Below are 25,777 nucleotides of genomic sequence, written 5' to 3' on the forward strand. Positions count from 1 at the left end.
ATCGGTCCCGGTGGACCGGTGTAAGGGCCCCTCACGTGAGAATGAGCAAGCCAATACACATACGACTGTGCAGAATACCCGGGCCCCGGCGGCCGGGTCAAAACGGGGCCGCCGGGGCGTGCTCCGGCTCCGGCGCACGGCCCGGGGGCACCCGCTCTCCGGCGCCCGTCGGACCGGTCCGGGCCTGCCGGGCGACCGACACCGCGAGGACGCACAGCGTGAACGCGTCCCGGAAGGCACGCCGCCGCTCCCCCTCCAGCCAGGGCCAGGTCAGCCCGGGTGCCTGGGGCACCAGGGCGATCCAGAACCACGCCCCGCGGGCCACCGACCCGGCGTACGGCAGCCCGGCGAGCAGCAGCGGCAGGGCGACCAGGAGGTAGTGGTCGTAGGACGGCCGGGAGACGAGGAACGCCGAGAGCATCAGTCCCGCGCCGGTCTCGGCGAGCCGCAGCGGACCCGGGTCGGCACGGCGCCAGCGCCGGTACGCGCAGAGCACCCCGGCCGAGGCCGCCGCCACCGCGAGCCCCTGCGCGAGCGCCGGCGGCACCCCGAGCCGGGGCAGTACGGCCGCCGGGGAGGCCTCGTAGAGCCGTACGAAGCCGTCCTCGCCGTGCAGCAGGAAGGGCAGGGTGCGGGTGAAGAAGCCCGCCGGGTCGGGCATCGCCAGCGCCGCCGCGGCGGAGGCCAGCGCGGGCACCAGGACGGCCGCGGCCAGCGCCCGCCACCGCCCGGCGAAGAGGAAGAGCAGGACGACGGGCGCGAGCAGCGGCTTGAGCGCCACGGCCGCCCCGATGACGACCCCCGCCCCCGTCCAGCGCCCCCGGCTCGCCAGCAGCAGCGCCAGCGGCAGCGCCACCGTCGCGGTCACCGTCCAGTTGCCGAGCCGCACCAGGTGCCCGAACGGCGCGAAGCCCAGCGCGAGCCCGGTCAGCCCGAGGACCGCGAGCCTGCTGCCCAGCGGCACCCGGTGCAGGCGCAGCGCGCAGGCCCAGGCCAGCGCCAGCAGGACGGTCACCGCGCAGGGCACCAGGACCCGCAGCACGGCCCCGGGCAGCAGCGCCTGCGGGACGGCGGCCAGGACGGCGCTCGGCAGGTACAGGAAGTGCGGGTCGTCGTACGGGGAGCCACCGGCCAGCCAGGTGCGGGCGGCCCGCACGACGATCGCGTTGTCCATCCCGCCGTCCGAGGTCGTCCGTGCCGCGTGGGCGGCGGACGCCGCCAGCACCGTCGCGAGCACCGCCCACGGATGCCGTCCCGCCGGCCGCACCAACCACCCGGAGATGTCGCTTTTGCCCGTCCGCATGCACGGAACGCTAGGCCCTGCGGGCCCCAAGTCCCGGCACCAGCACGCCCACAGGCCCGTCTAAGATGCCGCCCATGAGCTTTGGGCAGGGGGGACCTCAGTCGCAGTGGGATCCCTGGACACCGCAATCGCAGCAGCCGCAGCAGCCGCCGTCGCAGCAGCCCTGGAACAGCGGGAACAGTGACGACACGCCGGACTGGGCTGCCCTCGCCGAGGCCTCCGAGGCCCGTGCCAAGCGGCGCCGGCTGTTCTTCATCGGCGGCGGCGCGCTGGCCACCGTGGCGATAGCCGGTGCCGTCGCGGTGGCCGTGGTCTCGGCGAACGGCTCCGACCAGGCGTCCGACGGCGGTTCCTCCCAGCTCCCCACGACCGCGGAGATACCCAGCGCGACGGCCACCGAGCCGTCCTTCGCCCCGACCAGCGCCCCGCCGCCGCTGGACCCGAAGGACTTCGTCTCCAGCGTCAAGAAGGACAAGGCCCCGCTCAGCCCGGACCTGCTCTTCCCCGGGACCCAGCTGACCATGGGCGAGACGGTCTACAAGAAGGGCCCGACGGCCGACACCCGCACCTGCGGCTCCGCCGCCCAGGGCACCCTGCCGAAGGTCCTCGACGCCAACCGGTGCACGCGCCTGATCCGCGTCACCTACACCCAGGGCGACACCGCCGTGACGGTCGGCGTGGCCGTCTTCGACACCGAGGCGCAGGCCGCGAAGGCCAAGAAGGACGCCGACAAGAAGAGCATCGTGCGCTCCCTGTCCGGCGGCGGCGTCAAGTCCTTCTGCACCGGCGCCGTCTGCCGCTCCACGACCAACTCCTACGGCCGTTACGCCTACTTCACGGTCGCCGGCTTCACCGGCGCCAAGGACGTCACGGAGAAGTCCACCGGCGTCTTCCGGGCCGGTGACGACCTGGCCGAGTTCGCCTTCCGGCAGATCCGCCGGCGCGGTGAGGCCCAGGCGTCGGCGGCGGCGGAGGCGGGCTGACGGCCCACCGCCCGCCCCGTCAGCAGCAGCCGGCTCCCGGCAGCGACCGCTTGTTGCGCGCCTCCTTGTTCCGGGCGGCCAGCAGCTCGTCGGCCGGGTAGCCGACCTCCTCAAGGGTCAGCCCGTGCGGCCGTACGACGTGCACGGCCGAGTCCCGTACGCCCGCGGCGAGCACCTTGGCCGGCCACTCGGGCCCGCGGTGCCCGTCGCCGACGAACAGCAGCGCCCCGATCAGCGAGCGCACCATGTTGTGGCAGAAGGCGTCGGCCCGCACGGTGGCGGTGACGATCCCGTCCTCACCCCGCACGAGACTCAGCTCCTGCAACGTACGGATGGTGGTCGCCCCCTCCCGCTTCTTGCAGTAGGCGGCGAAGTCGTGCTCGCCCAGCAGCCCCCGGGCGGCCGCGTTCATGGCATCGACGTCGAGCGGCCAGTCGTGCCACAGCACGTGCCCGCGCAGCAGCGGGTCGACGCCGCCCGGGTTGTCGGTGACCCGGTAGGCGTAGCGCCGCCAGACCGCCGAGAACCGCGCGTTGAAGCCGCTGGGCGCCTCCCTGAGCGCCCAGACCCGCACGTCCCTGGGCAGCCGCCCCGCGAGCCGCTTGAGCAGCTTCACGTGGTGCTCGGCCCACACCTCGCGCGGCAGGTCGACATGGGCGACCTGCCCCCGGGCGTGCACCCCGGCGTCGGTCCGCCCCGCCACGGTCAGCTCGTACGTCTCCCGCGACCGGGTGACCGTCCGCAACGCGTCCTCGATCTCCCCCTGGACGGTCCGCCGCCCCCCGGCCTGTTTGGCCCACCCGGAGAACTCGCTCCCGTCGTAGGAGAGATCCAGCCGCACCCGCACGAACCCGGCCTCAACTTCGTCACTCACCCAGAGATCCTCTCAGCAAAGGAAAAGCGGGCCCGCTCCTCGAAAGGAACGGACCCGCAACGCCCGGAACGGGCGCGGGGAACCGCGCGACGAGCCACCGCGAAACCGCGGCCGCCGACGCACAGCCCCCGGCAGACGCTTACGCGTCCTTGGACTCCTCGGCGGCAGCCTCGTCGTCGGCCTTGGTCGTGTCGACCTTGGCCTCGGAAACCTCGGCGGAGCCCTCCGCGTCCTTGGCGGCACGCTTGGTCGCGGCCTCGGCCTCGCCGGTGGCCTGCTGCGCCACGGTCAGCGCCTCGACCAGCTCGATGACGGCCATGGGCGCGTTGTCGCCACGGCGGTTACCGATCTTGGTGATCCGGGTGTAGCCACCGGGACGGTTCTCGTAGCGCGGGCCGATCTCGGTGAAGAGCGTGTGGACGATGCTCTTGTCCGTGATCACCTGGAGCACCTGACGGCGGTTGTGAAGGTCGCCCTTCTTCGCCTTGGTGACCAGACGCTCGGCGTACGGACGCAGCTTGCGCGCCTTCGCCTCGGTGGTGGTGATCCGGCCGTGCTCGAAGAGGCTCTTCGCCAGGTTCGCGAGGAGCAGCTTCTCGTGCGCGGCACTGCCGCCCAGACGGGCACCCTTGCTGGGCTTCGGCATGATGTTTCTCCTAGGTGTCTGCCCCGGCCGTATCAGGTACCGAAGTCAGTATCCGAGCAGGCGGCCGCCTGTCGGAGATCCGGGGCGCCTTCGCAAGCGCCCCGGAGGGCCCGCACCCCAAAGGGGCGCGGGGCTGTACCCCTGTGCGGCTTCGCCGCATGGGCACGACCAGCCACGACGGGCCGGCGGCCGAATCAGTACTGCTCGGTCTCCACGAAACCGGCGTCAGCATCGTCATCGGCACCGAACGCGTCCGCGGCGGCGGTCGGGTCGAATCCGGGCGGGCTGTCCTTGAGGGCCAGGCCCATGCCGGCCAGCTTGGCCTTGACCTCGTCGATGGACTTCGCACCGAAGTTGCGGATGTCGAGCAGGTCCGCCTCGGAGCGAGCGACCAGCTCACCCACGGAGTGGATGCCCTCGCGCTTGAGGCAGTTGTACGACCGGACGGTGAGCTCCAGCTCCTCGATCGGAAGAGCCAGGTCCGCAGCCAGCGCGGCGTCCGTCGGGGACGGACCCATGTCGATGCCCTCGGCGTCGATGTTCAGCTCGCGGGCGAGACCGAACAGCTCGACCAGGGTCTTGCCGGCCGACGCCATGGCGTCGCGCGGACGCATGGCCTGCTTGGTCTCGACGTCGACGATCAGCTTGTCGAAGTCGGTGCGCTGCTCGACACGCGTGGCCTCGACCTTGTACGTGACCTTGAGAACCGGCGAGTAGATCGAGTCGACCGGGATGCGCCCGATCTCCTGACCGACCTGCTTGTTCTGCACGGCGGAGACGTAGCCGCGACCGCGCTCGACGGTCAGCTCCATCTCCAGCTTGCCCTTGCCGTTGAGCGTGGCGAGGACGAGGTCGGGGTTGTGCACCTCGACACCGGCCGGGGGCGCGATGTCGGCGGCGGTGACCAGACCCGGGCCCTGCTTGCGCAGGTACATCACGACCGGCTCGTCGTGCTCCGAGGAGACGACCAGCTGCTTGATGTTGAGGATCAGGTCGGTGACGTCCTCCTTGACGCCCGGCACGGTGGTGAACTCGTGCAGGACACCGTCGATACGGATGGACGTGACCGCCGCACCCGGGATCGACGACAGGAGGGTCCGGCGCAGGGAGTTGCCGAGGGTGTAGCCGAAGCCCGGCTCCAGCGGCTCGATGACGAACCGGGAGCGGAACTCGTCGACGACCTCTTCGGTCAACGAGGGACGCTGAGCGATCAGCATGTGGTGATCCTTCAGTCAGGGGCGCCCGCTATTTGACGCCCGACCAGTACTGCAAGGGTACGGGCGATACGACCCGAAAGAGCCGTACCGCCCGGAAAACCCTGGTGAAGCGATGCCGCGGTGAAGCGGGATCAGACGCGACGACGCTTCGGCGGACGGCACCCGTTGTGCGGGGTGGGCGTGACGTCCTGGATGGAGCCGACCTCGAGGCCGGTCGCCTGCAGGGAGCGGATGGCGGTCTCACGACCGGAACCCGGGCCCTTGACGAAGACGTCGACCTTGCGCATGCCGTGCTCCTGCGCGCGACGGGCAGCCGACTCGGCGGCCATCTGCGCGGCGAACGGCGTGGACTTCCGGGAGCCCTTGAAGCCGACGTGGCCGGCGGAGGCCCAGGAGATCACGTTGCCGGTCGGGTCCGTGATGGACACGATCGTGTTGTTGAACGTGCTCTTGATGTGCGCGTGGCCGTGAGCGACGTTCTTCTTTTCCTTGCGGCGCACCTTCTTGGCAGCGCCCTGACGTCCCTTGGGGGGCATGTCGTTCTCCTACGGGAGGTGGTCGGTCCTACAGCGAAGACCGCTGGACGGCGAAGTCCGCTGCGGACTACTTCTTGCCCGGCTTCTTCTTGCCGGCGATGGCGCGACGCGGGCCCTTGCGGGTGCGGGCGTTGGTGCTGGTGCGCTGACCGCGGACGGGCAGACCACGACGGTGGCGCAGACCCTGGTAAGTGCCGATCTCGACCTTGCGGCGGATGTCGGCCTGCACCTCGCGACGGAGGTCACCCTCGGTCTTGATGTTGTTGTCGACGTACTCGCGGATCGCGACGAGCTGCTCCTCGGAGAGGTCCCGAACACGGGTGTTCGGGTCCACGCCGGTGGCGGCGAGCGTCTGCTGCGAGAGGGTCCGGCCGATGCCGAACACGTAGGTGAGGGCGATCTCGACGCGCTTTTCGCGCGGGATGTCAACACCGGAAACGCGTGCCATTCAATGGCTCCAGTTGATTGTCGGAGGTCTTCCACAGAACCGGTCCCCGGCCGCCGTATGAGGTACGTATCGGGTCCCCGGCCTCCGAACCGGGGGTGTCGGACGCCTGGGCGCCCGGGTCCTGCGTATGAACATGTTCAGCTCGCGTCGCGCGAAGTCCTGCGAATCGCGGAGGGAACGGTCAGGCTTCAGCCCTGGCGCTGCTTGTGGCGCGGGTTGTCGCAGATGACCATGACCCGACCGTGACGGCGGATCACCCTGCACTTGTCGCAGATCTTCTTGACGCTCGGCTTGACCTTCATGGGTGTGAGGTTCTCCGGGTCAGTTGCCGGCGGACCCGCGCGCGGAGCACGCGGGACGTGGGCAAGATCTACTTGTACCGGTAGACGATCCGGCCACGCGTCAGGTCGTACGGAGACAGCTCCACCACGACCCGGTCGTCAGGGAGGATGCGGATGTAGTGCATACGCATCTTGCCGCTGATGTGTGCCAGGACCTGGTGGCCGTTCTGGAGCTCCACCTTGAACATGGCGTTCGGAAGAGACTCGACGACAGTGCCTTCGATCTCGATGGCACCTTGCTTCTTGGCCACGCTTCGCCCTTCGAATCGACTACCTTGATCGACTCATCGTGCAACCCTCAAGACATGGGGGTGCACGGGAGCCGACGAGTCAGTCTACGTCAGTGCACCCGGAAAGGCGAAACGAGGGAGTCTGCCCCGGATGCGAGATCGTTATGCAAGGGGGTCCGGCGCCGCCGTGATCCCCAGCTCGGCCAGCTTGGCCCTGCCGCCGTCGGGGGACGTCAGGACCAGCGGGCCCTGTTCCGTCAGGGCCACCGAGTGCTCCCAGTGGGAGGACCAGGTGCCGTCGGTCGTGATGACCGTCCACTCGTCCGACAGGACCTCGGTGCGGGGGGTGCCGAGGGAGACCATCGGCTCGATGGCGAGGCAGAAGCCGGGGACGAGCTTGGGGCCCTTGCCGCGGCGGCGGTCGACGTAGTTCAGCAGGTGCGGGTCCATGTGCATCTCGGTGCCGATGCCGTGGCCGCCGTAGTCCTCGATGATCCCGTACTTGCCGCCGCCGGGCTTGGGCTGGCGGCGGATGTAGGTCTCGATGGCGCGGGAGACGTCCACCAGGCGGTTGCCCTGCTTCATGGCGGCGATGCCCGCCCACATCGACTCCTCGGTCACCCGGGACAGCTCGACCAGCTCCGGGGAGTGACCGGAGCCGACGAAGGCCGTGTAGGCGGCGTCGCCGTGCCAGCCGTCGATGATCGCGCCGCAGTCGATGGAGATGACGTCGCCGTCCTTGAGGACCACGTCGTCGGACGGGATGCCGTGGACGACGACCTCGTTCACCGAGGTGCAGATGGTGGCGGGGAAGCCGCCGTACCCGAGGAAGTTCGGCTTGGCGTCGTGCTCCGCGAGGACCTTGCGGGCGACCTGGTCCAGGTCCTTGGTCGTCGCGCCGGGCACGGCGGCCTCGCGCGTGGCCGCGTGGATGGCGGCGACGACCAGCCCCGCCTCGCGCATCTTGGCGATCTGCTCGGGGTTCTTGATCTGCACCATGGGGGCTGCGGCCTTTCTGGACTGGGCGGGAGCTGGGGAGGAGGGGTGCGGGGCGGGAAACGCTTCCCACGATACGGGGCGGAGCCGTCCCACCCCACAGCACAGCCGCGGCCCCCTGAGCGAGGGACCGCGGCTGAAGCCGGGCGGAGTACTACTGGTCGCGCTTGAGCGCCTCCAGCGCGCGGCGGGTGACCTCGTCCACGGGGCCCGTCGCGGCGATGGTGGCGACCAGGCCCTGCGACTTGTAGTAGTCGATGATCGGCTCGGTCTGCGTGTGGTAGACCTCCAGCCGCTTGCGGACCGTCTCCTCGGAGTCGTCGTCCCGCTGGTACAGCTCGCCGCCGCAGACGTCGCAGACGCCTTCCTTCTTCGGCGGCGTGTACGTCACGTGGAAGACGTGGGCCGAGTCGTTGCGGCAGACGCGCCGGCCGGCGATCCGCTTGACGACCTCGTCCTCGGGGGCCTCCAGGTCCAGCACCGCGTCGAGCTTCATGTCCTCGGTCTCGAGCAGCTCGTCCAGCGCCTCGGCCTGGGAGACGTTGCGCGGGAAGCCGTCCAGCAGGAAGCCGCCCTCGGCGTCGGGCTGCTCCATGCGGTCCTTCGCCATGGCGATGGTGACCTCGTCCGGCACGAGATTGCCGGCGTCCATGTAGGACTTCGCGAGCTTGCCCAGTTCGGTCTGCTGGCTGATGTTCGCGCGGAACAGGTCGCCCGTGGAGATGTGCGGAATGTGCAGCGTCTCGGCAAGGCGGGTGGCCTGCGTTCCCTTTCCGGCACCCGGAGGCCCGACGAGGACGATTCGCATCAGCGGAGGAACCCTTCGTAATTGCGCTGCTGGAGCTGGCTCTCGATCTGCTTCACCGTCTCGAGACCGACACCCACGATGATCAGGATGCTGGTGCCACCGAACGGGAAGTTCTGGTTTGCCCCGAAACCAGCCAACGCCATTGTCGGGACGAGAGCGATCAGACCCAAGTACAGCGAACCCGGCCAGGTGATCCGGTTGAGTACGTAGCTCAGATACTCAGCGGTCGGTCGGCCAGCCCGGATGCCCGGGATGAAGCCACCATACTTCTTCATGTTGTCCGCGACTTCCTCGGGGTTGAACGAGATGGCCACGTAGAAGAAGGCGAAGAAGACGATCAGGAAGAAGTACAGGATGATGTGCGGCGTCGCCGCCGTGTCCGCGAGATTCTTCGTGATCCAGGTGGCCCAGCCCGCCGTCGAGTTCGAGAACTGGACGATCAGTGCCGGGATGTAGAGCAGCGACGAGGCGAAGATGACGGGGATGACACCCGCCTGGTTCACCTTGAGCGGGATGTACGTCGAGGTACCGCCGTAGGAGCGGCGGCCGATCATGCGCTTCGCGTACTGCACGGGGATGCGGCGCTGGGCCTGCTCCACGAAGACCACCAGGCCGACCATGACCAGGCCGACGAGGATGACCGTGCCGAACTCGATCCAGCCGTCGGCCAGCTCGCCCTGCTTCTTGATGGCCCACAGGGCGGAGGGGAAGGTCGCGGCGATCGAGATGAACATCAGGATCGACATGCCGTTGCCGATGCCGCGGTCGGTGATCAGCTCGCCGAGCCACATGACGACGCAGGTACCGGCGGTCATGCAGATGACCATGACGACGGTGGTGAAGATGGCCTGGTCGGGCACGATCTGACCGGCGACGGTGCAGCCGGAGAAGAGGGCGCCGCTGCGGGCGGTGGCCACCAGGCCGGTGCCCTGGAGGATGGCGAGCGCGACGGTCAGGTAGCGGGTGTACTGCGTGATCTTCGCCGTACCGGCCTGGCCCTCCTTCTTGAGGGCTTCCAGGCGCGGGATCACGACGGTCAGCAGCTGCAGAATGATGCTCGCCGTGATGTACGGCATGATGCCGAGCGCGAAGACCGTGATCTGCAGCAGGGCGCCACCGCTGAACATGTTGACCAGGCCGAAGAGGCCCTGGTTGCCGGACGCCTGGTCCACGCACTCCTGGACGTTCTTGTAGTCGACGCCTGGAATGGGAATGTGGGTACCGAGTCGGTACACCACGATGATGCCGAGCGTGAAGAGCAGCTTCTTGCGCAGGTCGGGCGTCTTGAACGCCCGGGCGAACGCGGTGAGCACGGTGCCTCCTGCGACCCCCGCGCTACTGCGTCAAGGGTGACGGTCTTGAGGTTCGACTGACGACTGATAAGTGGACGGCTAAGGGAATAACGCTGAACCGCCGTCAAGAGTGCCTCATGTGACGCACCCGTGAAAGAGGGCAGCGCAGGCCACCTTACCGGCGGGAGCACTCCCCTTGGAACGACCAACCGGGGATACCCCTTTTGTGGGGCATCCCCGGTCGGGATCGCTCATGTCATCGACACGTCCGAGTGGTTCAGACGAGCTCGGTGACGGTACCGCCGGCGGCGGTGATCTTCTCCTTGGCGGAGCCGGAGACGGCGTCGACCGTCACCTGCAGCGCCACGGAGATCTCGCCCTGGCCGAGGACCTTGACGAGGCTGTTCTTGCGAACGGCACCCTTGGCCACCAGGCCCTCGACGGTGACCTCGCCACCCTCGGGGTACAGCGCGGCCAGCTTGTCGAGGTTCACGACCTGGAACTCGGTCTTGAACGGGTTCTTGAAGCCCTTCAGCTTCGGAAGACGCATGTGGAGGGGCATCTGGCCACCCTCGAAGCGCTCCGGAACCTGGTAACGGGCCTTCGTGCCCTTGGTACCACGACCGGCCGTCTTACCCTTCGACGCCTCACCACGACCGACACGGGTCTTGGCGGTCTTGGCGCCGGGGGCGGGACGGAGGTTGTGGATCTTGAGCGGGTTGTTCTCCGCCATGATCAGTCGACCTCCTCGACCGTCACGAGGTGGCGGACGGTGTGCACCATGCCGCGGAACTCGGGGCGGTCCTCCTTGACGACCTGCGTGTTGATGCCCTTGAGACCAAGGGAGCGCAGGGTGTCACGGTGGTTCTGCTTGCTGCCGATGTAGGACTTGACCTGCGTAATCTTGAGCTGCGCCATGATTACGCACCCGCCCCGGCACGCGCACGGAGAAGGGCCGCGGGGGCGACGTCCTCGAGCGGCAGACCACGGCGGGCCGCGATCTCCTCGGGACGCTGCAGGCCCTTGAGGGCCTCCACGGTCGCGTGCACGATGTTGATCTGGTTGTCGGAGCCGAGCGACTTCGACAGCACGTCGTGGATACCGGCGCACTCGAGCACGGCGCGCACCGGACCACCGGCGATAACGCCGGTACCGGGGGACGCGGGCTTGAGCAGCACGACGCCGGCAGCCTTCTCACCCTGGATGGGGTGCGGGATGGTGCCCTGGATGCGGGGGACCTTGAAGAAGTGCTTCTTGGCCTCCTCAACACCCTTGGCGATGGCGGCCGGCACCTCCTTGGCCTTGCCGTATCCGACACCCACGGTGCCGTCACCGTCGCCCACCACGACCAGCGCGGTGAAGCTGAAGCGACGACCACCCTTCACAACCTTGGCGACGCGGTTGATCGCGACGACGCGCTCAACGTAAGCGGTCTTCTCGGCGGCACCTGCGCCACCGTCACGGCCCTTCCGGTCCCGCCGCTCGCCGCCACCGGCACCGCTACCGCGGCGCTGGGGTCCAGCCATTGGAATTACCTCTCTCTGTTTCCGCTAGCGTTACGGAACCGGCTCAGAACTTCAGTCCGGCTTCGCGGGCGGCGTCCGCCAGGGCGGCGATGCGCCCGGCGTACTGGTTACCACCACGGTCGAACACGACGGCCTCGACACCGGCAGCCTTGGCGCGCTCGGCGACCAGGGCGCCGACCTGCTTGGCCTGCGCGGACTTGTCGGCCTCGCCACCGCGGATCGAGGTGTCCAGGGTGGACGCCGACGCCAGGGTGTGACCCTTGATGTCGTCGATCACCTGGGCCACGATGTGGCGGTTCGAACGGGTAACGACCAGACGGGGACGCTCCGCCGTACCCGAGAGATTCTTGCGAATCCGGATGTGGCGGCGCTTGATCGCGGCGCGCTTGTAGGCGTCGCCCTTGAGGATCTTCTGTCCGTATGCCATGGCTTACTTACCCGCCTTTCCGACCTTGCGGCGGATGACTTCGCCCTCGTACTTGACGCCCTTGGCCTTGTACGGGTCGGGCTTGCGCAGCTTGCGGATGTTGGCCGCAACCTCGCCGACCTTCTGCTTGTCGATGCCCTCGACCGAGAAGTGGGTCGGGTTCTCCACCTTGAAGGTGATTCCCTCGGGGGCCTCGACCAGGATCGGGTGGCTGTAGCCGAGGGAGAACTCCAGGTTCGAACCCTTGGCGAGCACGCGGTAACCGACACCGCTGATCTCGAGCTTCTTCACGTAACCCTGGGTCACGCCGGTGATCATGTTCGCCACCAGCGTGCGGGACAGGCCGTGCAGGGCCTTGCTCTGACGCTCGTCGTTGGGGCGGGTGACGTTCAGCACGCCGTCCTCACCCTTGGCGATGTCGATCGGCGCCACGACGGTGTGGGTCAGCGAGCCCTTGGGGCCCTTGACCGAAACCGTACGGCCGTCGATGGTGACGTCCACGCCGGCGGGAACCGCGATGGGGAGCTTGCCGATGCGCGACATAGCTGTTTCCTCCGTTCCCTTCCGTTACCAGACGTAGGCGAGGACTTCTCCGCCTACGCCCTTCTTGCCGGCCTGCTTGTCGGTGAGGAGCCCGTGGGACGTGGAGATGATCGCCACGCCGAGGCCACCCAGCACCTTGGGCAGGTTGGTGGACTTCGCGTACACCCGGAGACCGGGCTTGGAGATCCGCTTGATGCCCGCGATGGAGCGCTCACGGTTCGGACCGAACTTCAGCTCGAGGGTGAGGTTCTTGCCAACCTCGGCGTCCTCGGTCTTCCAGCCGGTGATGAAGCCCTCCTGCTGGAGGATCTCCGCGATGTGAGACTTGATCTTGGACGCCGGCATCGTCACGGAGTCGTGGTACGCCGAGTTCGCGTTCCGCAGACGCGTAAGCATGTCTGCGATCGGATCAGTCATGGTCATGAATTGGCCTTCGGCCTCTCTCGCCGGGGTTTCCTGGTGCGCCATCCCTCTCCCCGATCCGAGACGGGACGGGTGCGGCGCGGTGGACCTACGGCGTAGTAAGTCGTACGGGCGCGACAGACGCCCAACCCCGCAAGCCTAAGGCATGCGGAGCCGGGCCCCTGCCGACCCAGTTGCTTACCGAGAGTCTGAATAACCCGGAATTACCGGATTACCAGGAGCTCTTGGTCACGCCCGGCAGCTCGCCACGGTGAGCCATCTCACGAAGGCACACGCGGCACAGGCCGAACTTGCGGTAGACGGAGTGCGGACGGCCGCAGCGCTGGCAGCGCGTGTAGCCGCGGACACCGAACTTGGGCTTGCGAGCAGCCTTGGCAATCAGAGCCTTCTTCGCCATCTCGCTCACGCCTCCTTGAAGGGGAAGCCGAGGTGACGGAGGAGCGCGCGGCCCTCGGCGTCGTTGGTCGCCGTGGTCACCACGGTGATGTCCATACCCCGGGTGCGGTCGATCTTGTCCTGGTCGATCTCGTGGAACATGACCTGCTCCGTGAGACCGAAGGTGTAGTTGCCACGGCCGTCGAACTGCTTGGGGGACAGGCCGCGGAAGTCGCGGATACGCGGCAGCGCCAGCGACAGGGTGCGGTCCAGGAACTCCCACATGCGGTCGCCACGGAGCGTGACGTGAGCACCGATCGGCTGACCCTCACGCAGCTTGAACTGCGCGATGGACTTGCGGGCCTTGGTGACGGCCGGCTTCTGACCGGTGATGGTGGTCAGGTCGCGGATCGCGCCCTCGATCAGCTTCGAGTCACGGGCGGCGTCGCCGACACCCATGTTGACCACGATCTTCACGAGGCCGGGGATCTGCATGACGTTCTCGTAGGAGAACTCCTCACGCAGCTTGCCCGCGATCTCCTCGCGGTACTTCGTCTTGAGACGCGGAGTGGTGGTGGTAGCCATCAGATGTCCTCACCCGTCCGCTTGGCAACGCGAACCTTGTTGCCCTCGTCGTCGAAGCGGTAACCGACGCGCGTGACGACCTTGTTGCCGTCCTTCTCCACGACCAGCTGGACGTTGGAGACGTGGATCGGGGCCTCGGTGGTCACGATGCCGCCGGCCTGCGAACCGCGAGCGGTCGGACCGGCCTTGGTGTGCTTCTTGACCCGGTTGACACCCTCGACCAGGACGCGGTCCTCACGGGGGAAGGCCGCGATGACCTTGCCCTGCTTGCCCTTGTCCTTACCGGTGATGACCTGGACCAGGTCGCCCTTCTTGATCTTCATGCTCACAGCACCTCCGGCGCGAGGGAGATGATCTTCATGAACTTCTTCTCGCGCAGCTCACGGCCCACCGGGCCGAAGATACGGGTGCCGCGAGGGTCGCCGTCGTTCTTCAGAATGACGGCGGCGTTCTCGTCGAAGCGGATGTACGAGCCGTCGGGACGGCGGCGCTCCTTGACGGTGCGAACGATGACCGCCTTGACGACGTCACCCTTCTTCACGTTGCCACCGGGGATCGCGTCCTTGACGGTGGCGACGATGACGTCACCGATACCCGCGTAGCGGCGGCCCGAGCCACCGAGCACACGGATGGTCAGGATTTCCTTCGCACCCGTGTTGTCGGCGACACGCAGCCGCGACTCCTGCTGGATCACGTCTATCTCCTGAATGTCTGCCGGTTCCCCGGGAGTCGGTCACCTTGGTGAACGACTCCCGGAGCCTGGCGGAACTGTCCTGCGAGGAATGCCCCGCAGGAGATTTCTTACTTGGCCTTCTCGAGGACCTCGACGACGCGCCAGCGCTTCGTCGCGGACAGCGGCCGGGTCTCCATGAGGAGGACACGGTCGCCGACGCCCGCGGCGTTCTGCTCGTCGTGAGCCTTGAGCTTCTCGGTACGGCGGATGACCTTGCCGTACAGGGCGTGGGTCACGCGGTCCTCGACGGCGACGACGACGGTCTTGTCCATCTTGTCGCTGACGACCAGACCCTGGCGGGTCTTGCGGAAGCCGCGCGCGGCCTTCGTCTCTTCAGTCACATTGCTCTCGCTCATCAGGCGCTCTCCACCGTCTCGATGCCCAGCTCGCGCTCACGCATCAGGGTGTAGATCCGGGCGATGTCCTTACGGACGGCCTTGAGCCGACCGTGGTTCTCGAGCTGGCCCGTCGCCGCCTGGAAGCGGAGGTTGAACAGCTCTTCCTTGGCCTCGCGGAGCTTCGCCAGAAGCTCCTCGTTGCCCAGCTCGCGCAGCTCGGACGCCTTGGTACCGGCCGACATCACGCTTCACCTGCCTCGCGCTTGACGATCCGGCACTTCATCGGCAGCTTGTGGGCCGCACGGGTCAGCGCCTCACGGGCGATCTTCTCGTTGGGGTAGGACAGCTCGAACATGACCCGGCCCGGGTGCACGTTCGCGATCCACCACTCCGGAGAACCCTTACCGGAACCCATGCGGGTCTCGGCCGGCTTCTTCGTGAGCGGGCGGTCCGGGTAGATGTTGATCCAGACCTTGCCGCCACGCTTGATGTGGCGGGTCATCGCGATACGGGCCGCCTCGATCTGGCGGTTGGTCACGTACGCCGGCGTGAGGGCCTGGATGCCGTACTCGCCGAACGCAACCTGCGTACCGCCCTTGGCCATGCCGCGGCGCTTGGGGTGGTGCTGCTTGCGGTGCTTGACCCTACGGGGGATCAGCATGACGGTCAGGCCTCCGTTCCGGTGCTCTCAGCCGGAGCGGCAGCGGCGGGCGCCTCGGCCTTGGTGGCCTCGGCGGCCGGAGCCGACTGCTGCTGCGGCTTGCGCCCGCGACGCTCGCCACCGCGGCCACCACGGGCCGGGCGGTCGTTGCCGCCACCGCGGGCCGGGCGGTTGCCCGCACGCGCGGCGGCGTTCTCGGCGCGGACCTCGGCGATGTTCTTGACGTCGCCCTTGTAGATCCAGACCTTCACACCGATGCGGCCGAAGGTCGTCTTGGCCTCGAAGAAGCCGTAGTCCACGTTCGCGCGGAGCGTGTGCAGGGGCACACGGCCCTCGCGGTAGAACTCCGAGCGGGACATCTCGGCGCCACCGAGGCGGCCACCGCACTGGATCTTGATGCCCTTGGCGCCGGCCTTCATCGTGCCCTGCATGCTCTTGCGCATGGCGCGACGGAAGGAGACGCGGGAGGAGAGCTGCTCGGCGACGGCCTGGGCAACCAGCTGAGCGTCGGTCTCGGGGCTCTTGACCTCGAGGATGTTCAGCTGGACCTGCTTGCCGGTGAGCTTCTCGAGCTGACCGCGGATCTTGTCGGCCTCCGCACCGCGGCGGCCGATGACGATGCCCGGACGAGCCGTGTGGATGTCCACGCGGACGCGGTCACGGGTGCGCTCGATCTCGACCTTGGAGATGCCGGCGCGCTCCATGCCGGACGTCAGCATCCGGCGGATGGCGACGTCTTCCTTGACGTAGTCCTTGTACAGCTTGTCGGCGTACCAACGCGACTTGAAGTCGGTGGTGATGCCGAGCCGGAACCCGTGCGGGTTTACCTTCTGGCCCATTACCGGGTTCCTTCCTTGCTGCTGACGACCACGGTGATGTGGCTGGTCCGCTTGCGGATCCGGTAGGCGCGGCCCTGGGCACGCGGACGGAACCGCTTCAGGGTCGGGCCCTCGTCGACGTACGCCTCGGAAATGAAGAGGCTGTCGGCGTCGGTGTGGTCGTAGTTGTGCGCGGCGTTGGCGATGGCGCTGTCCAGCACCTTGCCGACCGGCACGCTCGCGGCCTGCGGGGCGAAACGCAGGACCGCCTGAGCCTCCGTGGCATCCATGCCACGGATGAGGTCCACCACGCGGCGGGCCTTCATGGGCGTGACGCGGATGTACCGCGCCTGGGCCCTGGCTTCCATGGTTGTCCCTTCAGTGTTTGTCATGGTCATTCCACCCCGCTGTTAGCGGCGCTTCGACTTCCGGTCGTCCTTGACGTGACCCCGGAAGGTGCGCGTCGGCGAGAACTCGCCGAGCTTGTGGCCGACCATGGACTCGGTGACAAACACCGGGATGTGGGTCTTGCCGTTGTGCACCGCGATCGTGTGGCCGAGCATCGCCGGGACGATCATCGAGCGACGGGACCAGGTCTTGATGACGTTCTTGGTACCGGCTTCGTTCTGCGTGTCCACCTTCTTGATCAGGTGGTCGTCGACGAAGGGTCCCTTCTTCAAGCTACGAGGCATCTCAACCCGTCCTTAGCGCTTCTTGTTCGTCTTGCGGCGGCGGACGATGTACTTGTTCGACGCCTTCTTGGGCGAACGAGTACGGCCTTCCTTCTTGCCCCAGGGGGACACCGGGTGGCGACCACCCGAGGTACGGCCTTCGCCACCACCGTGCGGGTGGTCCACCGGGTTCATGACCACACCACGCACGGTCGGGCGAACGCCCAGCCAGCGCTTACGGCCCGCCTTGCCCCAGTTGATGTTGCTCTGCTCGGCGTTGCCGACCTCGCCGACCGTGGCGCGGCAGCGCTGGTCGACCAGGCGGATCTCTCCGGACGGCATGCGAAGGTGGGCCATGGTGCCCTCCTTCGCGAGCAGCTGCACGGAGGCACCGGCGGAGCGGGCGAACTTGGCGCCGCCACCGGGACGGAGCTCGATCGCGTGGATCGTCGTACCGACCGGGATGTTGCGGAGCGCCAGGTTGTTGCCCGGCTTGATGTCGGCCCCGGGACCGTTCTCGACGCGGTCGCCCTGCTGCAGGTTGCGCGGGGCGAGGATGTAGCGCTTCTCGCCGTCGGCGTAGTGCAGCAGCGCGATGCGCGCGGTGCGGTTGGGGTCGTACTCGATGTGCGCGACCTTCGCCGGCACGCCGTCCTTGTCGTGCCGACGGAAGTCGATGACACGGTAGGCGCGCTTGTGTCCGCCACCCTGGTGGCGAACGGTCACACGACCGGCGTTGTTACGGCCGCCCTTGCTGTGCAGCGGGCGGACCAGCGACTTCTCCGGCGTGGACCGCGTGACCTCGACGAAGTCGGCGACGCTGGAGCCACGACGGCCCGGCGTAGTCGGCTTGTACTTGCGGATTCCCATTTCTCAGTCCTCGTCCGATTCCGGACGATCCGGACCTCCGTCAGGAGGTCGGACCGCCGAAGATGTCGATACGGTCGCCCTCGGCGAGGGTCACGATCGCGCGCTTGCTGTCGGCACGCTTGCCGAAGCCCGTGCGGGTCCGCTTCCGCTTGCCCTGGCGGTTGATCGTGTTGACCCCGGTGACCTTGACCGAGAAGACCGCCTGGACGGCCTCCTTGATCTGGGTCTTGTTGGAGCCCGGCGCGACGACGAACGTGTACTTGTTCTCGTCGAGGAGCGCGTAGCTCTTCTCGGACACGACCGGCTTCAGCAGCACGTCACGGGGGTCCGTGAACGCCTTGCTGGCCGGGGTGACGACGGTGTTCTTGCCCTCGGCCTCGTGGCGGCGCGCCTTGGCGACGCGCGCGGCCTTGGCGGCCTTGGCCGCCTTGGAGGCGATGCTCGGGTGACGCGTAGCCATCAGGCTTCGCTCCCTTCGGTGTCAACGGCCTTGTTGGGGCCAGACACGAAGGACTCGAAAGCGGCCTGGGTGAAGACCACGTCGTCCGAGACGAGAACGTCGTACGTGTTCAGCTGGCCCGGCTCCAGGATGTGGATCTGGGGCAGGTTGCGGGCGGACAGCCACGCGGCCTCGTCGGCGCGGTCGACGACCAGGAGCAGGTTCTTGCGCTCCGAGATCTTGCCGAACAGCGTCCGGGCGGCCTTCGTGGACGGGTTCTCGCCCTCGATGACGCCGGTCACGACGTGGATGCGGTTGTGGCGGGCCCGGTCGGTGAGGGCGTGGCGCAGGGCCGCGGCCTTCATCTTCTTCGGGGTCCGCTGCGAGTAGTCACGCGGCTGCGGGCCGTGGACGACGCCACCGCCGGCGAACTGCGGCGCACGGGTCGAACCCTGGCGGGCGCGGCCGGTGCCCTTCTGGCGGTACGGCTTCTTGCCGCCACCACGGACCTCGCCGCGACGCTTGGTCTTGTGCGTGCCCTGGCGGGCAGCGGCGTTCTGCGCGACGACGACCTGGTGGATCAGCGGAATGCTGATCTTCTCCACGCCGAAGATCTCCGCGGGGAGCTCGACGCTTCCGGTCTTCTCGCCGGCAGGCGAAAGGATGTCAACAGTGCTCATCGGTTACCTCAGGCCCCCTTGGCCGCAGTGCGGACCAGGACGAGGCCGCCGTTCGGACCAGGAACCGCGCCCTTGATGAGGAGCAGGCCCTTCTCCGCGTCAACGGCGTGAACGGTCAGGTTCTGGGTGGTGACCCGCTCGTTGCCCATGCGACCCGCCATGCGCATGCCCTTGAAGACACGGCCGGGGGTGGCACAGCCACCGATGGATCCGGGCATGCGGTGCACACGGTGGGCACCGTGCGACGCCTTGCCACCCTTGAAGTTGTGGCGCTTCATGACGCCGGCGAAGCCCTTGCCCTTGCTCTTCGCGGTGACGTCGACCTTCACGCCGGACTCGAAGGCCTCAGCGGTGATCTCCTGGCCGAGGGTGTACTCGCTGGCAGCAGCGGTACGGATCTCGACGAGGTGACGACGGGGGGTGACGTCGGCCTTGGCGAAGTGGCCCTTGAGGGGCTTGTTCACCTTGCGCGGGTCGATCTCGCCGAACGCGATCTGGACCGACTCGTAGCCGTCGACGTCGTTCGTACGGACCTGGGTGACGACGTTGGGGCCGGCCTTGACGACGGTGACCGGAACAACACGGTTGTTCTCGTCCCACACCTGCGTCATGCCGAGCTTCTCGCCCAGGATGCCCTTGATCTGCTTGGTCATCTTCAGATCACCGCCCTCAGAGCTTGATCTCGATGTCGACACCGGCCGGGAGGTCGAGTCGCATCAGAGAGTCAACGGTCTTGGGGGTCGGGTCGAGGATGTCGATCAGGCGCTTGTGCGTGCGCATCTCGAAGTGCTCGCGCGAGTCCTTGTACTTGTGCGGCGACTTGATGACGCAGTACACGTTCTTCTCAGTGGGCAGCGGCACCGGGCCCGCGACCGACGCACCAGTGCGAGTCACCGTCTCGACGATCTTCTTCGCCGAAGAGTCGATGACCTCGTGGTCGTAGGCCTTGAGCCGGATGCGGATCTTCTGTCCCGCCATGGCTACTCAGTAGTCCTGTCTCTCGTAACGCTCTGGACCCGGTGGTCCTTGTCCATTCCGCTCCCCCTCCGACCCACGCGGTCGGGCGTGTCGCACTCTCGCTGACATGAATGTCCCTCTTCGGGACTTTCCCTGCCTGGGAGTGCGGGCCCTTCCGGAACCGCGGACCGGGGGCGAGAGGCCCACCGGGCGCCTGGCCTGCACCCCGCTGACGCTTCCCGGAAGATTCCCGTACGTCCGCCCCTGAGCAGGGACGACGAGTACTGTGGGACTCGCTTCCGGTCCCCCCGGCGGGAGGCGCGCAGCATCGGCACTCGACCGAGCAACCCCGCTAGTCTGCCATACGGGGCGCGGGGCTGGCCAATCGGGCCGGAGAGAATACCCCGGGGGTGACGGAGATCAAACCCGAGGCGTGCCGCGCCTCGGCCGGAAGCGCCGGCATACCCGATCCGTGACGGACCGTGGCGCTCGGGTCACCGTACGAGCGTGCCGGGCGGACGTCACCTCGGCCGGCCCATGAAGCGCTCGAAGTCGGCCAACGCATGCTCCAGGTCCTCACGGCCGGCATCGTCCGGAGGGAGCTGCTCCAGGTGCGCGTCGGCGAACCGCTTGGCGGCCGCATGAACGGCGGCGGCGACCCCTGCGACCGGTGAGCGATCGATGAGCGCTCCTCCGCAGCGCGTCTCGATCGACCCGTCTCGCCCGCGCGTGAACGTGAGCGAGAAGGACGAGTCGACCGCGGTTGACTCGTACGATCGCGACTTCCCTGAAAGGAAGGTGCGCAGGCCGTCCAGAAGCGAGGTCACTGTGAGGTAGACCATCGCACCGCCGCCCGGATCACGGTCACGCGTGGTCGCCGCTCCGTCGCTTCCCCACACGGCGATATGACCGAGGTCGAAACCGGACGGGGGAGGCGTTTCGTTCTCGTCCAAGGAGAACTCGAACTTCATCGAGCGGAGTCCTTTCTACGTCAAACGGCACTCTTATCCACGGGGAAGAATGTGATGATGTTGTTCCCGTCGTGCGAGTCGACCGTCACCTGGAAGCGGGCATACATTCCGTTGACCTTCATTCTCTTCTGGAAGTTCTGAATCCGCCTGCCAGGGTCAGATATTCTTGTGCCATTGCGTACGGCTTTCCTCGCCGCCGCGTGCACCTGTTCGCGGGTCGTTCCCGGTGGCAGCATGTCCGCGTGTTTCGTCGAGGGATTCGTGCCGGTAATGTGCCGACTCTCGATGTGCAACCAGCCCTTCTTGAGGTCACCGGTCTCCAGGCGAGGCCTCTTGCGGCACAGCGCCAGACCGAACGGATCGATCCATGCCGTGGGATTGGGCGTGTACCAGGCAGGGTTCGGTCCACCTGCCAGACCCAGGGGGTCCAGGCTGCAATAGCGTCCGAGTCCGGGATCGTAGTACCGGAAATAGTTGTAGTGGAGTCCGGTCTCGGGATCGTGATACTGACCGGGGAAGCGCAGTGGGCAGTCGGTCGAGCCCCCGGAGCCGTCCACGGGGAGGCCCCACAGCGTGGTGCGGAGCCGCCACCCGATGTCTCCGTCCGGACTCACTAGTTCGGTGGGCGCACCCACGAGGTCCGTGACGATGGCGTAGAAACGGGTGTCGACCTCTCGCTGGGACAGCTCCGGGCCGCATGGCCTCTCGGTCTGTACCAGAGGGTCGCCCGTATGGGGCGACCAGTCCCAGCTCACTACACGGTCTTCAGTGGCCGACGCCTGCTCCGCCAGGTCGGTGCCGTCCCAGGTGAAGTCGACCCGCTCCCTCGACCCGCCGTCGTCCCCCATGAGCTGCTTGGCGATGCGTCTGCCCAGGCCGTCGTACAGATACTGCCAGCGGGCCCCGTCGGGTGTGACCACCTCGCGCAGCTGGTCCTGGTCGTTCCACGCGTATTGCCAGACGCGGCGGCTGCCGGAGAGCGCACGAGTGACGCGTCTGGTCATCCGTCCCTGGGCGTCGTGCTCGTACGTCGTCCGACCGGCTCTCCGCACCCCCAGCGACCCCTCGCCCCGATCACCGACCGCGGACCGGGCGTCACCCTGCGCGGCTGACAACGGCCAGTCGCCGTGGCTGACGTCTCCGGCAGGGTCATAGGCGTACTGCTCGGACCAGTGGTCGGCACGGACTGCGGTGACATGTGTCCCGGCGTCGAGTTCGAATCGCCGGCGTCCCGCGAAGCTGTCGGCGACTTCGACGAGGTGGTCGTCGGCGCGGTAGCTGTACTGCCGCAGCAGAGCAAACTGCTCCTTGTGGACGTCGAGGAGCCGCTGCTCCACGAGCCGGTCGTACCCGTCCCAGCGCTGGGCCATGGCCATGGGTCCCGTGCGGCGCTCCGTTTCTCGGCCGGCCGCGTCGTAGCGGACCGTGAGCGACTGGCTGCCCGTGTGCAGAGCGGTCGGCCGGTCGGCGGCGTCGTACTCCCACACGCTGAATGCTCCGCCAGGAGTGTGCCGGTGAATACGCCTTCCCAACGCGTCGTACTTGTTGCGCAGAGTGCGTCCATTGCACGATTCGGCCACGATGCGGCCGACCGGGTCCCGCTCCAGAATCACGACCGAGTCAGCGTTCTCCGCCCGCGCCATCCTTCCGAGGGCATCGTACGAATACCTGGCTACTCCGTCCCCGGAGCGTTGCTCGATGACATTCCCCATCAAGTCGTGGCGGTAGTGGGTGGATCTTCCCAGCGCATTGGTCCGGGTCACGAGTTGATCAGCCGCGTCGTACGCATACTCGAGAGCGCGGCCGAAAAAGTCTCTTTCCCCCACGAGATTGCCGACCGCGTCGTACGTATAGCTCCATTCACGACTCCGCGCATCAGTCACGGACGTCAGCCTGAGTTCTGTGTCGTGCCGGAAAGAGAGCCGGGCTCCATCCGGCTGTGTCCGGGAGGCGAGCAGACCGAAGTGCGTGTACTGAGAGGTCGTCACACCTCCCACCGCATCGTGATGCTCTGTCTCGTTTCCTTCACCGTCGTAGGTCCAGTGCTCGCGCGCACCGTCTGAGGAGGTACGCCACGCCATCAGCCCTTCAAGGGTCCAACCGTAGCGAGTCACTTGCCCCAGCGAGTCGGTCGTGGACTCCATGCGGCCGAAGGAGTCATAGGTGAATTTCGTCTCCGCCCCGAGGGCATCGAAATGTGAGACAACCCGTCCAAAGGAGTCGTACGCATAAGCTTCCTCCGCGCCCAATGCGTTCGTGGCGGCCAGCAACCGGCCTGACTCACCGTAGGTGTATCGTGCGGTTGCGTTCGCCGGGTCCGTGATCGAGAGCAGATTGCCTGCTGTGTCGTATTCGAACGACCATTGAGAACCATCCGCCTCCACAACGCGTTCCGGAAGTCCGAGGACGCCGTGCTCCGCCGTGACATGGGATCCGTCGGGACGGATCACTGTGCGCAGGTTGTCCTGAGCGTCGTACGTGTACCGGGTTGTACGGCCCAAGGCGTCCGTCTCCGTCAGCACGCGGCCGTCTTCGTCCCACTCTGTCGCGGTGCTGTTTCCCAGAGCGTTGATCTCGGCGGTGATTCGGAGGTCCCGGTTGTACCGGAAAGTCGTGGCGTGACCCAGCGAATCGACGTGGACCGTCTCGCCGGCCGCAGGGTCGTAGCGGAACGTGCCGCTCTGGTACCCGTCGGAACCGATGGTCCTGACACAGCGACCGTGGGCGTCGTACTCATACCGGTACTCGGTTCCATTACGGTCCCGCCACCCAACGATACGGTGCTCGCGGTCGTAGGAGAGCACTAGAGGCTGTGCTGAGGAGTTGTAGATCTCCGAAAGGTTCCCGTGCTGATCGTATCGGTAGCGGCAAAGCACAGGAAGCGTCGAGTCGCTCTCCAACCGCAGCGCTGTGACGTGCCCATCCGATACCTCGATTCCCACTCGGTACCCGTCCTTTCGGACCACCGCGCGTGGGTTCCCGTTCTCTTCGTACTCGAGAGCGATTGAATTGCCATTGCGGTCCGTGACCCCTGTCAGGCGCAGTTCCGCGGGAGGCATACCGGGAAGCGTTCTGAAGTGGTACGTCTCTCCGTCGCCCGGACGCCGCACTTGCATGTCCCCGCCGGGGCCACCGGACCAGACCAACGGCCACTTCGGACCCATAACAGGCAGCACCGCGGCATCTGATTCCGGCACCGGGTACTGCAGCACCATGCCGTCCGCGGTGATGAGACGAACGCCGTCACGGTCGAGCAGCAGTCTCTCGTCCAGTACGGAACCCCACGAGGGGCCGAACCAGCGCCCCCCGCGGAACGAGGAACAGTAGTGGCGCACAAAGGTGAGGGGATGCGCGCCCAGCAGTTCGACGTCCACAGCGGAGGCGACCATGTCCCCGGTGATCACATCGACGGGGTCGCTCTTGCACCGCCGCTCTGCCATCAGCTGCGCTTGGCGGCGTAGCTTGCCCATGCCTCCGCGCGCCGCCTTGGCCATGCCCTTGAGGCCGGTCTTGCCGAGAGCTTTCAAGCCCTTGGCGAGCCCGCCGAGGGACGTCAGCCCCTTCATGCCGGGGACGCAGTCCAGCGCCGCGAGTCCTACGTCCCACAGAGACGCTTGGCCCTTGCTGTATTTGTAGAGCGTGTCGGCGAGGACGACGAGGGCGGCGACCAGGACGATCGCACCGAGGATCGGGCCGCCGATGACCATCGCGATGATGCCGACGACCGCGACGACCACCTTGCAGACCGCGACGATGGTGTCCCAGTTGTCGGAGAACCAGTCGCCGACGTCCTCCCACCACGAGCGGTTCTGGATGCCGGCGTCGGAGGCCTCGTCGATCTTGTTCTTGGCCTCCCGGGCCGCGTCGTCGCGCATCTTGCGCGCGTCCTCGGCCATCTTCTTCGCCGCGTCCAGGGCGCTCTGCGCGTCGTTCACGGCGGACTGGGCGTTGGCGTGCGCGGTCTTGGCGTGCTGGACGTCCCGGGTGGCGGCACGGACCTTCGCCTCGTCCGGCTTGTCGGCATCCGACTTGCTGCCCGTCGGATCGTCCTTGTACTTGTCCGCCTCCTTCGACGCCCGCGTCACCCACGAGTCCGCCGAGGACAGCTTCGACTGCCCAGACGTGAGGTCGTCGCGGGCCTCCCGCGCCTTGATGAGCGCCTTGTCCGCCAGCGCCTGCGCCCGCTCCAGCTTCGGCCAGAAGTCCGCGAGCGCGTCGCCGCACATCCCGTACGACTTCTCCAGCTTCTTCAAGTTCTTGGGAACCCCGTCGAACTCCTCCTTGAAGACGGTCGCCGACTTCCCCGCCCACTCGGCCAGGGTGGACTCCCCTGCCATGCCCTTCACCAGACGCAACGCCTCCGAGACGTCGTCGGCGAAGTCGTGCAACGTCTTCGCGAGCGTCCGCACCCGCTGCGGATCACCGGGGGTCGGGTCTTTCTCCAGGTCCAGGACATGCCAGTCACTCGGCCTGTGACCCACCATCCCCGATACCCCCGTCGGCTCACACCTCGTATCAGCAACACCCGTACGCGTACGTGAACTTACAAGGCGCGGTCGCCCGGCGAAAGACGGCTCCGACGCGCGGGGTGATCGTGTGGAGAACGGGGATTCAGCGTCTGCGCACCGCCTTCCAGGCGTCGGTCACCGCGTAGGAGAACGTCAGCCGCCAGGCGTCCAGTTTGTTCCGCACCGTCGAGACCACTCTCCAGCACTTCAGCCACGTCGGCAGGCGTCGGAACGGTACGAAGGTGAGGGTGTCGCCGATGGCGTTCACCGCGATGCTCCTGCGGCCCGGTCCCTCTGCCCGCAGTGCGGCGTACAGTTCCGGCGTCAATGCGCGGTTGAGGCGGGCCGCGGTGCCTGCCGCGGTAAAGGCGAATCCTCGCTGGGCGGGGTCCGGGAGCCCCATCGCCCGGACGATCCGGGGCGACGCCTCCTCCAGCGGGCAGTTGAAGGCCAGCCCGATCGCCGCCGTGCCGAGCCCTCGCTCCCCGCGGTCGAACGCGGCGTCCCATTCCTTCGGGTCGTTCAGGGCCAGCAGTCGTTCGCCGGTTTCCCAGTTCCATTGGGCCGTCAAGATCGAT

36 protein-coding genes are annotated in these 25,777 nt (G+C 67.4%); 1 reads left to right on the top strand and 35 read right to left on the bottom strand.

All coding sequences use genetic code 11. From position 1 onward, the window contains the following. Window positions 1–97: 97 nt before the first annotated feature. Window positions 98–1,303 carry a glycosyltransferase family 87 protein gene (locus R2E43_RS14860; RefSeq protein ID WP_332056275.1) on the bottom strand — a complete coding sequence of 402 codons (1,206 nt, stop codon included), beginning with the start codon at window positions 1,301–1,303 and terminating at the stop codon, window positions 98–100. 74 nt (window positions 1,304–1,377) lie between these two features. Between R2E43_RS14860 and R2E43_RS14865 the strand changes: the two genes are divergently transcribed. Further along, window positions 1,378–2,286 (top strand): hypothetical protein, encoded by a 909-nt coding sequence (locus R2E43_RS14865; RefSeq protein WP_003974241.1) that lies wholly within the window; start codon window positions 1,378–1,380, stop codon window positions 2,284–2,286. 19 nt (window positions 2,287–2,305) lie between these two features. On the opposite strand, the gene truA is transcribed toward R2E43_RS14865, so the two are convergent. The 34 genes from truA to R2E43_RS15035 form a co-directional block, all read right to left on the bottom strand. Continuing rightward, window positions 2,306–3,160: a tRNA pseudouridine(38-40) synthase TruA gene (gene truA, locus R2E43_RS14870; protein ID WP_003974242.1), complete on the bottom strand. Its 855-nt coding sequence runs from the start codon at window positions 3,158–3,160 to the stop codon at window positions 2,306–2,308. 139 nt (window positions 3,161–3,299) lie between these two features. After that, the gene (gene rplQ / locus R2E43_RS14875) at window positions 3,300–3,806 is read right to left on the bottom strand and encodes a 50S ribosomal protein L17 (RefSeq protein WP_003974243.1); all 507 of its coding nucleotides are present in this window, start codon (window positions 3,804–3,806) and stop codon (window positions 3,300–3,302) included. Between the two features lie 194 nt (window positions 3,807–4,000). Next, window positions 4,001–5,023 (bottom strand): DNA-directed RNA polymerase subunit alpha, encoded by a 1,023-nt coding sequence (locus tag R2E43_RS14880; protein ID WP_003966937.1) that lies wholly within the window; start codon window positions 5,021–5,023, stop codon window positions 4,001–4,003. A gap of 131 nt (window positions 5,024–5,154) precedes the next feature. Then, complete coding sequence (gene rpsK / locus R2E43_RS14885; RefSeq protein WP_003948617.1) at window positions 5,155–5,559, bottom strand: 30S ribosomal protein S11; 405 nt, start codon at window positions 5,557–5,559, stop codon at window positions 5,155–5,157. 67 nt (window positions 5,560–5,626) lie between these two features. Next, window positions 5,627–6,007, bottom strand: a complete 381-nt coding sequence (gene rpsM, locus R2E43_RS14890) for a 30S ribosomal protein S13 (protein WP_003974244.1) — start codon at window positions 6,005–6,007, stop codon at window positions 5,627–5,629. Between the two features lie 188 nt (window positions 6,008–6,195). Beyond that, window positions 6,196–6,309, bottom strand: a complete 114-nt coding sequence (rpmJ, locus tag R2E43_RS14895; RefSeq protein WP_003974245.1) for a 50S ribosomal protein L36 — start codon at window positions 6,307–6,309, stop codon at window positions 6,196–6,198. Window positions 6,310–6,377: 68 nt separating this feature from the next. After that, on the bottom strand, window positions 6,378–6,599 hold the full coding sequence (infA, locus tag R2E43_RS14900; protein ID WP_003948620.1) for a translation initiation factor IF-1: 222 nt from the start codon (window positions 6,597–6,599) through the stop codon (window positions 6,378–6,380). Window positions 6,600–6,740: 141 nt separating this feature from the next. Next, window positions 6,741–7,577, bottom strand: a complete 837-nt coding sequence (gene map / locus R2E43_RS14905) for a type I methionyl aminopeptidase (RefSeq protein WP_003974246.1) — start codon at window positions 7,575–7,577, stop codon at window positions 6,741–6,743. A gap of 151 nt (window positions 7,578–7,728) precedes the next feature. Next, window positions 7,729–8,382 (bottom strand): adenylate kinase, encoded by a 654-nt coding sequence (locus tag R2E43_RS14910; RefSeq protein ID WP_003974247.1) that lies wholly within the window; start codon window positions 8,380–8,382, stop codon window positions 7,729–7,731. Further along, entirely contained in the window at window positions 8,382–9,695 is a 1,314-nt protein-coding gene (gene secY, locus R2E43_RS14915) for a preprotein translocase subunit SecY (protein ID WP_003974248.1), read from the bottom strand. Before secY ends, R2E43_RS14910 begins: the two co-directional genes overlap by 1 nt. A 256-nt stretch (window positions 9,696–9,951) precedes the next feature. Next, entirely contained in the window at window positions 9,952–10,407 is a 456-nt protein-coding gene (rplO, locus tag R2E43_RS14920) for a 50S ribosomal protein L15 (RefSeq protein WP_003974249.1), read from the bottom strand. A gap of 2 nt (window positions 10,408–10,409) precedes the next feature. Further along, on the bottom strand, window positions 10,410–10,592 hold the full coding sequence (gene rpmD, locus R2E43_RS14925) for a 50S ribosomal protein L30 (RefSeq protein WP_003974250.1): 183 nt from the start codon (window positions 10,590–10,592) through the stop codon (window positions 10,410–10,412). Window positions 10,593–10,594: 2 nt separating this feature from the next. Continuing rightward, complete coding sequence (gene rpsE / locus R2E43_RS14930) at window positions 10,595–11,200, bottom strand: 30S ribosomal protein S5 (RefSeq protein WP_003974251.1); 606 nt, start codon at window positions 11,198–11,200, stop codon at window positions 10,595–10,597. 43 nt (window positions 11,201–11,243) lie between these two features. After that, window positions 11,244–11,627, bottom strand: a complete 384-nt coding sequence (gene rplR / locus R2E43_RS14935; protein WP_003974252.1) for a 50S ribosomal protein L18 — start codon at window positions 11,625–11,627, stop codon at window positions 11,244–11,246. A gap of 3 nt (window positions 11,628–11,630) precedes the next feature. Then, window positions 11,631–12,170, bottom strand: coding sequence for a 50S ribosomal protein L6 (gene rplF, locus R2E43_RS14940; RefSeq protein WP_003974253.1), 540 nt, complete (start codon window positions 12,168–12,170; stop codon window positions 11,631–11,633). Between the two features lie 24 nt (window positions 12,171–12,194). Continuing rightward, window positions 12,195–12,593, bottom strand: coding sequence for a 30S ribosomal protein S8 (gene rpsH, locus R2E43_RS14945; protein WP_003974254.1), 399 nt, complete (start codon window positions 12,591–12,593; stop codon window positions 12,195–12,197). Between the two features lie 211 nt (window positions 12,594–12,804). After that, window positions 12,805–12,990, bottom strand: a complete 186-nt coding sequence (locus R2E43_RS14950; protein WP_003948630.1) for a type Z 30S ribosomal protein S14 — start codon at window positions 12,988–12,990, stop codon at window positions 12,805–12,807. A 5-nt stretch (window positions 12,991–12,995) separates the two neighbouring features. Continuing rightward, entirely contained in the window at window positions 12,996–13,553 is a 558-nt protein-coding gene (gene rplE, locus R2E43_RS14955) for a 50S ribosomal protein L5 (protein ID WP_003974255.1), read from the bottom strand. Next, window positions 13,553–13,876 carry a 50S ribosomal protein L24 gene (rplX, locus tag R2E43_RS14960; RefSeq protein ID WP_003974256.1) on the bottom strand — a complete coding sequence of 108 codons (324 nt, stop codon included), beginning with the start codon at window positions 13,874–13,876 and terminating at the stop codon, window positions 13,553–13,555. Before rplX ends, rplE begins: the two co-directional genes overlap by 1 nt. A 2-nt stretch (window positions 13,877–13,878) precedes the next feature. Then, window positions 13,879–14,247, bottom strand: a complete 369-nt coding sequence (gene rplN / locus R2E43_RS14965) for a 50S ribosomal protein L14 (protein WP_003974257.1) — start codon at window positions 14,245–14,247, stop codon at window positions 13,879–13,881. A 107-nt stretch (window positions 14,248–14,354) separates the two neighbouring features. Then, entirely contained in the window at window positions 14,355–14,642 is a 288-nt protein-coding gene (gene rpsQ, locus R2E43_RS14970; RefSeq protein ID WP_003974258.1) for a 30S ribosomal protein S17, read from the bottom strand. After that, window positions 14,642–14,866: a 50S ribosomal protein L29 gene (gene rpmC, locus R2E43_RS14975; protein WP_003974259.1), complete on the bottom strand. Its 225-nt coding sequence runs from the start codon at window positions 14,864–14,866 to the stop codon at window positions 14,642–14,644. Before rpmC ends, rpsQ begins: the two co-directional genes overlap by 1 nt. After that, complete coding sequence (gene rplP / locus R2E43_RS14980) at window positions 14,866–15,285, bottom strand: 50S ribosomal protein L16 (RefSeq protein ID WP_003974260.1); 420 nt, start codon at window positions 15,283–15,285, stop codon at window positions 14,866–14,868. The genes rpmC and rplP overlap by 1 nt, the downstream gene beginning before the upstream one ends. A gap of 5 nt (window positions 15,286–15,290) precedes the next feature. Then, window positions 15,291–16,124, bottom strand: a complete 834-nt coding sequence (gene rpsC / locus R2E43_RS14985) for a 30S ribosomal protein S3 (protein WP_319130419.1) — start codon at window positions 16,122–16,124, stop codon at window positions 15,291–15,293. Continuing rightward, a complete protein-coding gene (gene rplV, locus R2E43_RS14990) occupies window positions 16,124–16,471 on the bottom strand; it encodes a 50S ribosomal protein L22 (RefSeq protein WP_003974262.1) in 348 nt (115 codons plus the stop codon). Before rplV ends, rpsC begins: the two co-directional genes overlap by 1 nt. A 42-nt stretch (window positions 16,472–16,513) precedes the next feature. After that, a complete protein-coding gene (gene rpsS, locus R2E43_RS14995) occupies window positions 16,514–16,795 on the bottom strand; it encodes a 30S ribosomal protein S19 (RefSeq protein WP_003974263.1) in 282 nt (93 codons plus the stop codon). A gap of 12 nt (window positions 16,796–16,807) precedes the next feature. After that, window positions 16,808–17,644, bottom strand: a complete 837-nt coding sequence (rplB, locus tag R2E43_RS15000) for a 50S ribosomal protein L2 (RefSeq protein ID WP_003974264.1) — start codon at window positions 17,642–17,644, stop codon at window positions 16,808–16,810. Between the two features lie 40 nt (window positions 17,645–17,684). Beyond that, a complete protein-coding gene (rplW, locus tag R2E43_RS15005) occupies window positions 17,685–18,104 on the bottom strand; it encodes a 50S ribosomal protein L23 (RefSeq protein ID WP_003974265.1) in 420 nt (139 codons plus the stop codon). Beyond that, window positions 18,104–18,763 (bottom strand): 50S ribosomal protein L4, encoded by a 660-nt coding sequence (gene rplD, locus R2E43_RS15010; protein ID WP_003974266.1) that lies wholly within the window; start codon window positions 18,761–18,763, stop codon window positions 18,104–18,106. Before rplD ends, rplW begins: the two co-directional genes overlap by 1 nt. Before the next feature lie 8 nt (window positions 18,764–18,771). Beyond that, complete coding sequence (gene rplC, locus R2E43_RS15015; RefSeq protein WP_003974267.1) at window positions 18,772–19,416, bottom strand: 50S ribosomal protein L3; 645 nt, start codon at window positions 19,414–19,416, stop codon at window positions 18,772–18,774. A 16-nt stretch (window positions 19,417–19,432) separates the two neighbouring features. Further along, a complete protein-coding gene (gene rpsJ / locus R2E43_RS15020) occupies window positions 19,433–19,741 on the bottom strand; it encodes a 30S ribosomal protein S10 (protein WP_003948644.1) in 309 nt (102 codons plus the stop codon). Between the two features lie 500 nt (window positions 19,742–20,241). Beyond that, the gene (locus R2E43_RS15025) at window positions 20,242–20,691 is read right to left on the bottom strand and encodes a hypothetical protein (protein ID WP_003974268.1); all 450 of its coding nucleotides are present in this window, start codon (window positions 20,689–20,691) and stop codon (window positions 20,242–20,244) included. Between the two features lie 20 nt (window positions 20,692–20,711). After that, complete coding sequence (locus tag R2E43_RS15030; RefSeq protein ID WP_030867643.1) at window positions 20,712–25,175, bottom strand: RHS repeat-associated core domain-containing protein; 4,464 nt, start codon at window positions 25,173–25,175, stop codon at window positions 20,712–20,714. A gap of 127 nt (window positions 25,176–25,302) precedes the next feature. Further along, window positions 25,303–25,770 carry a hypothetical protein gene (locus R2E43_RS15035; protein WP_003974270.1) on the bottom strand — a complete coding sequence of 156 codons (468 nt, stop codon included), beginning with the start codon at window positions 25,768–25,770 and terminating at the stop codon, window positions 25,303–25,305. Window positions 25,771–25,777: the final 7 nt, after the last annotated feature.

It is taken from the genome of Streptomyces violaceoruber (genome assembly GCF_033406955.1).
Classification (GTDB): domain Bacteria; phylum Actinomycetota; class Actinomycetes; order Streptomycetales; family Streptomycetaceae; genus Streptomyces; species Streptomyces violaceoruber.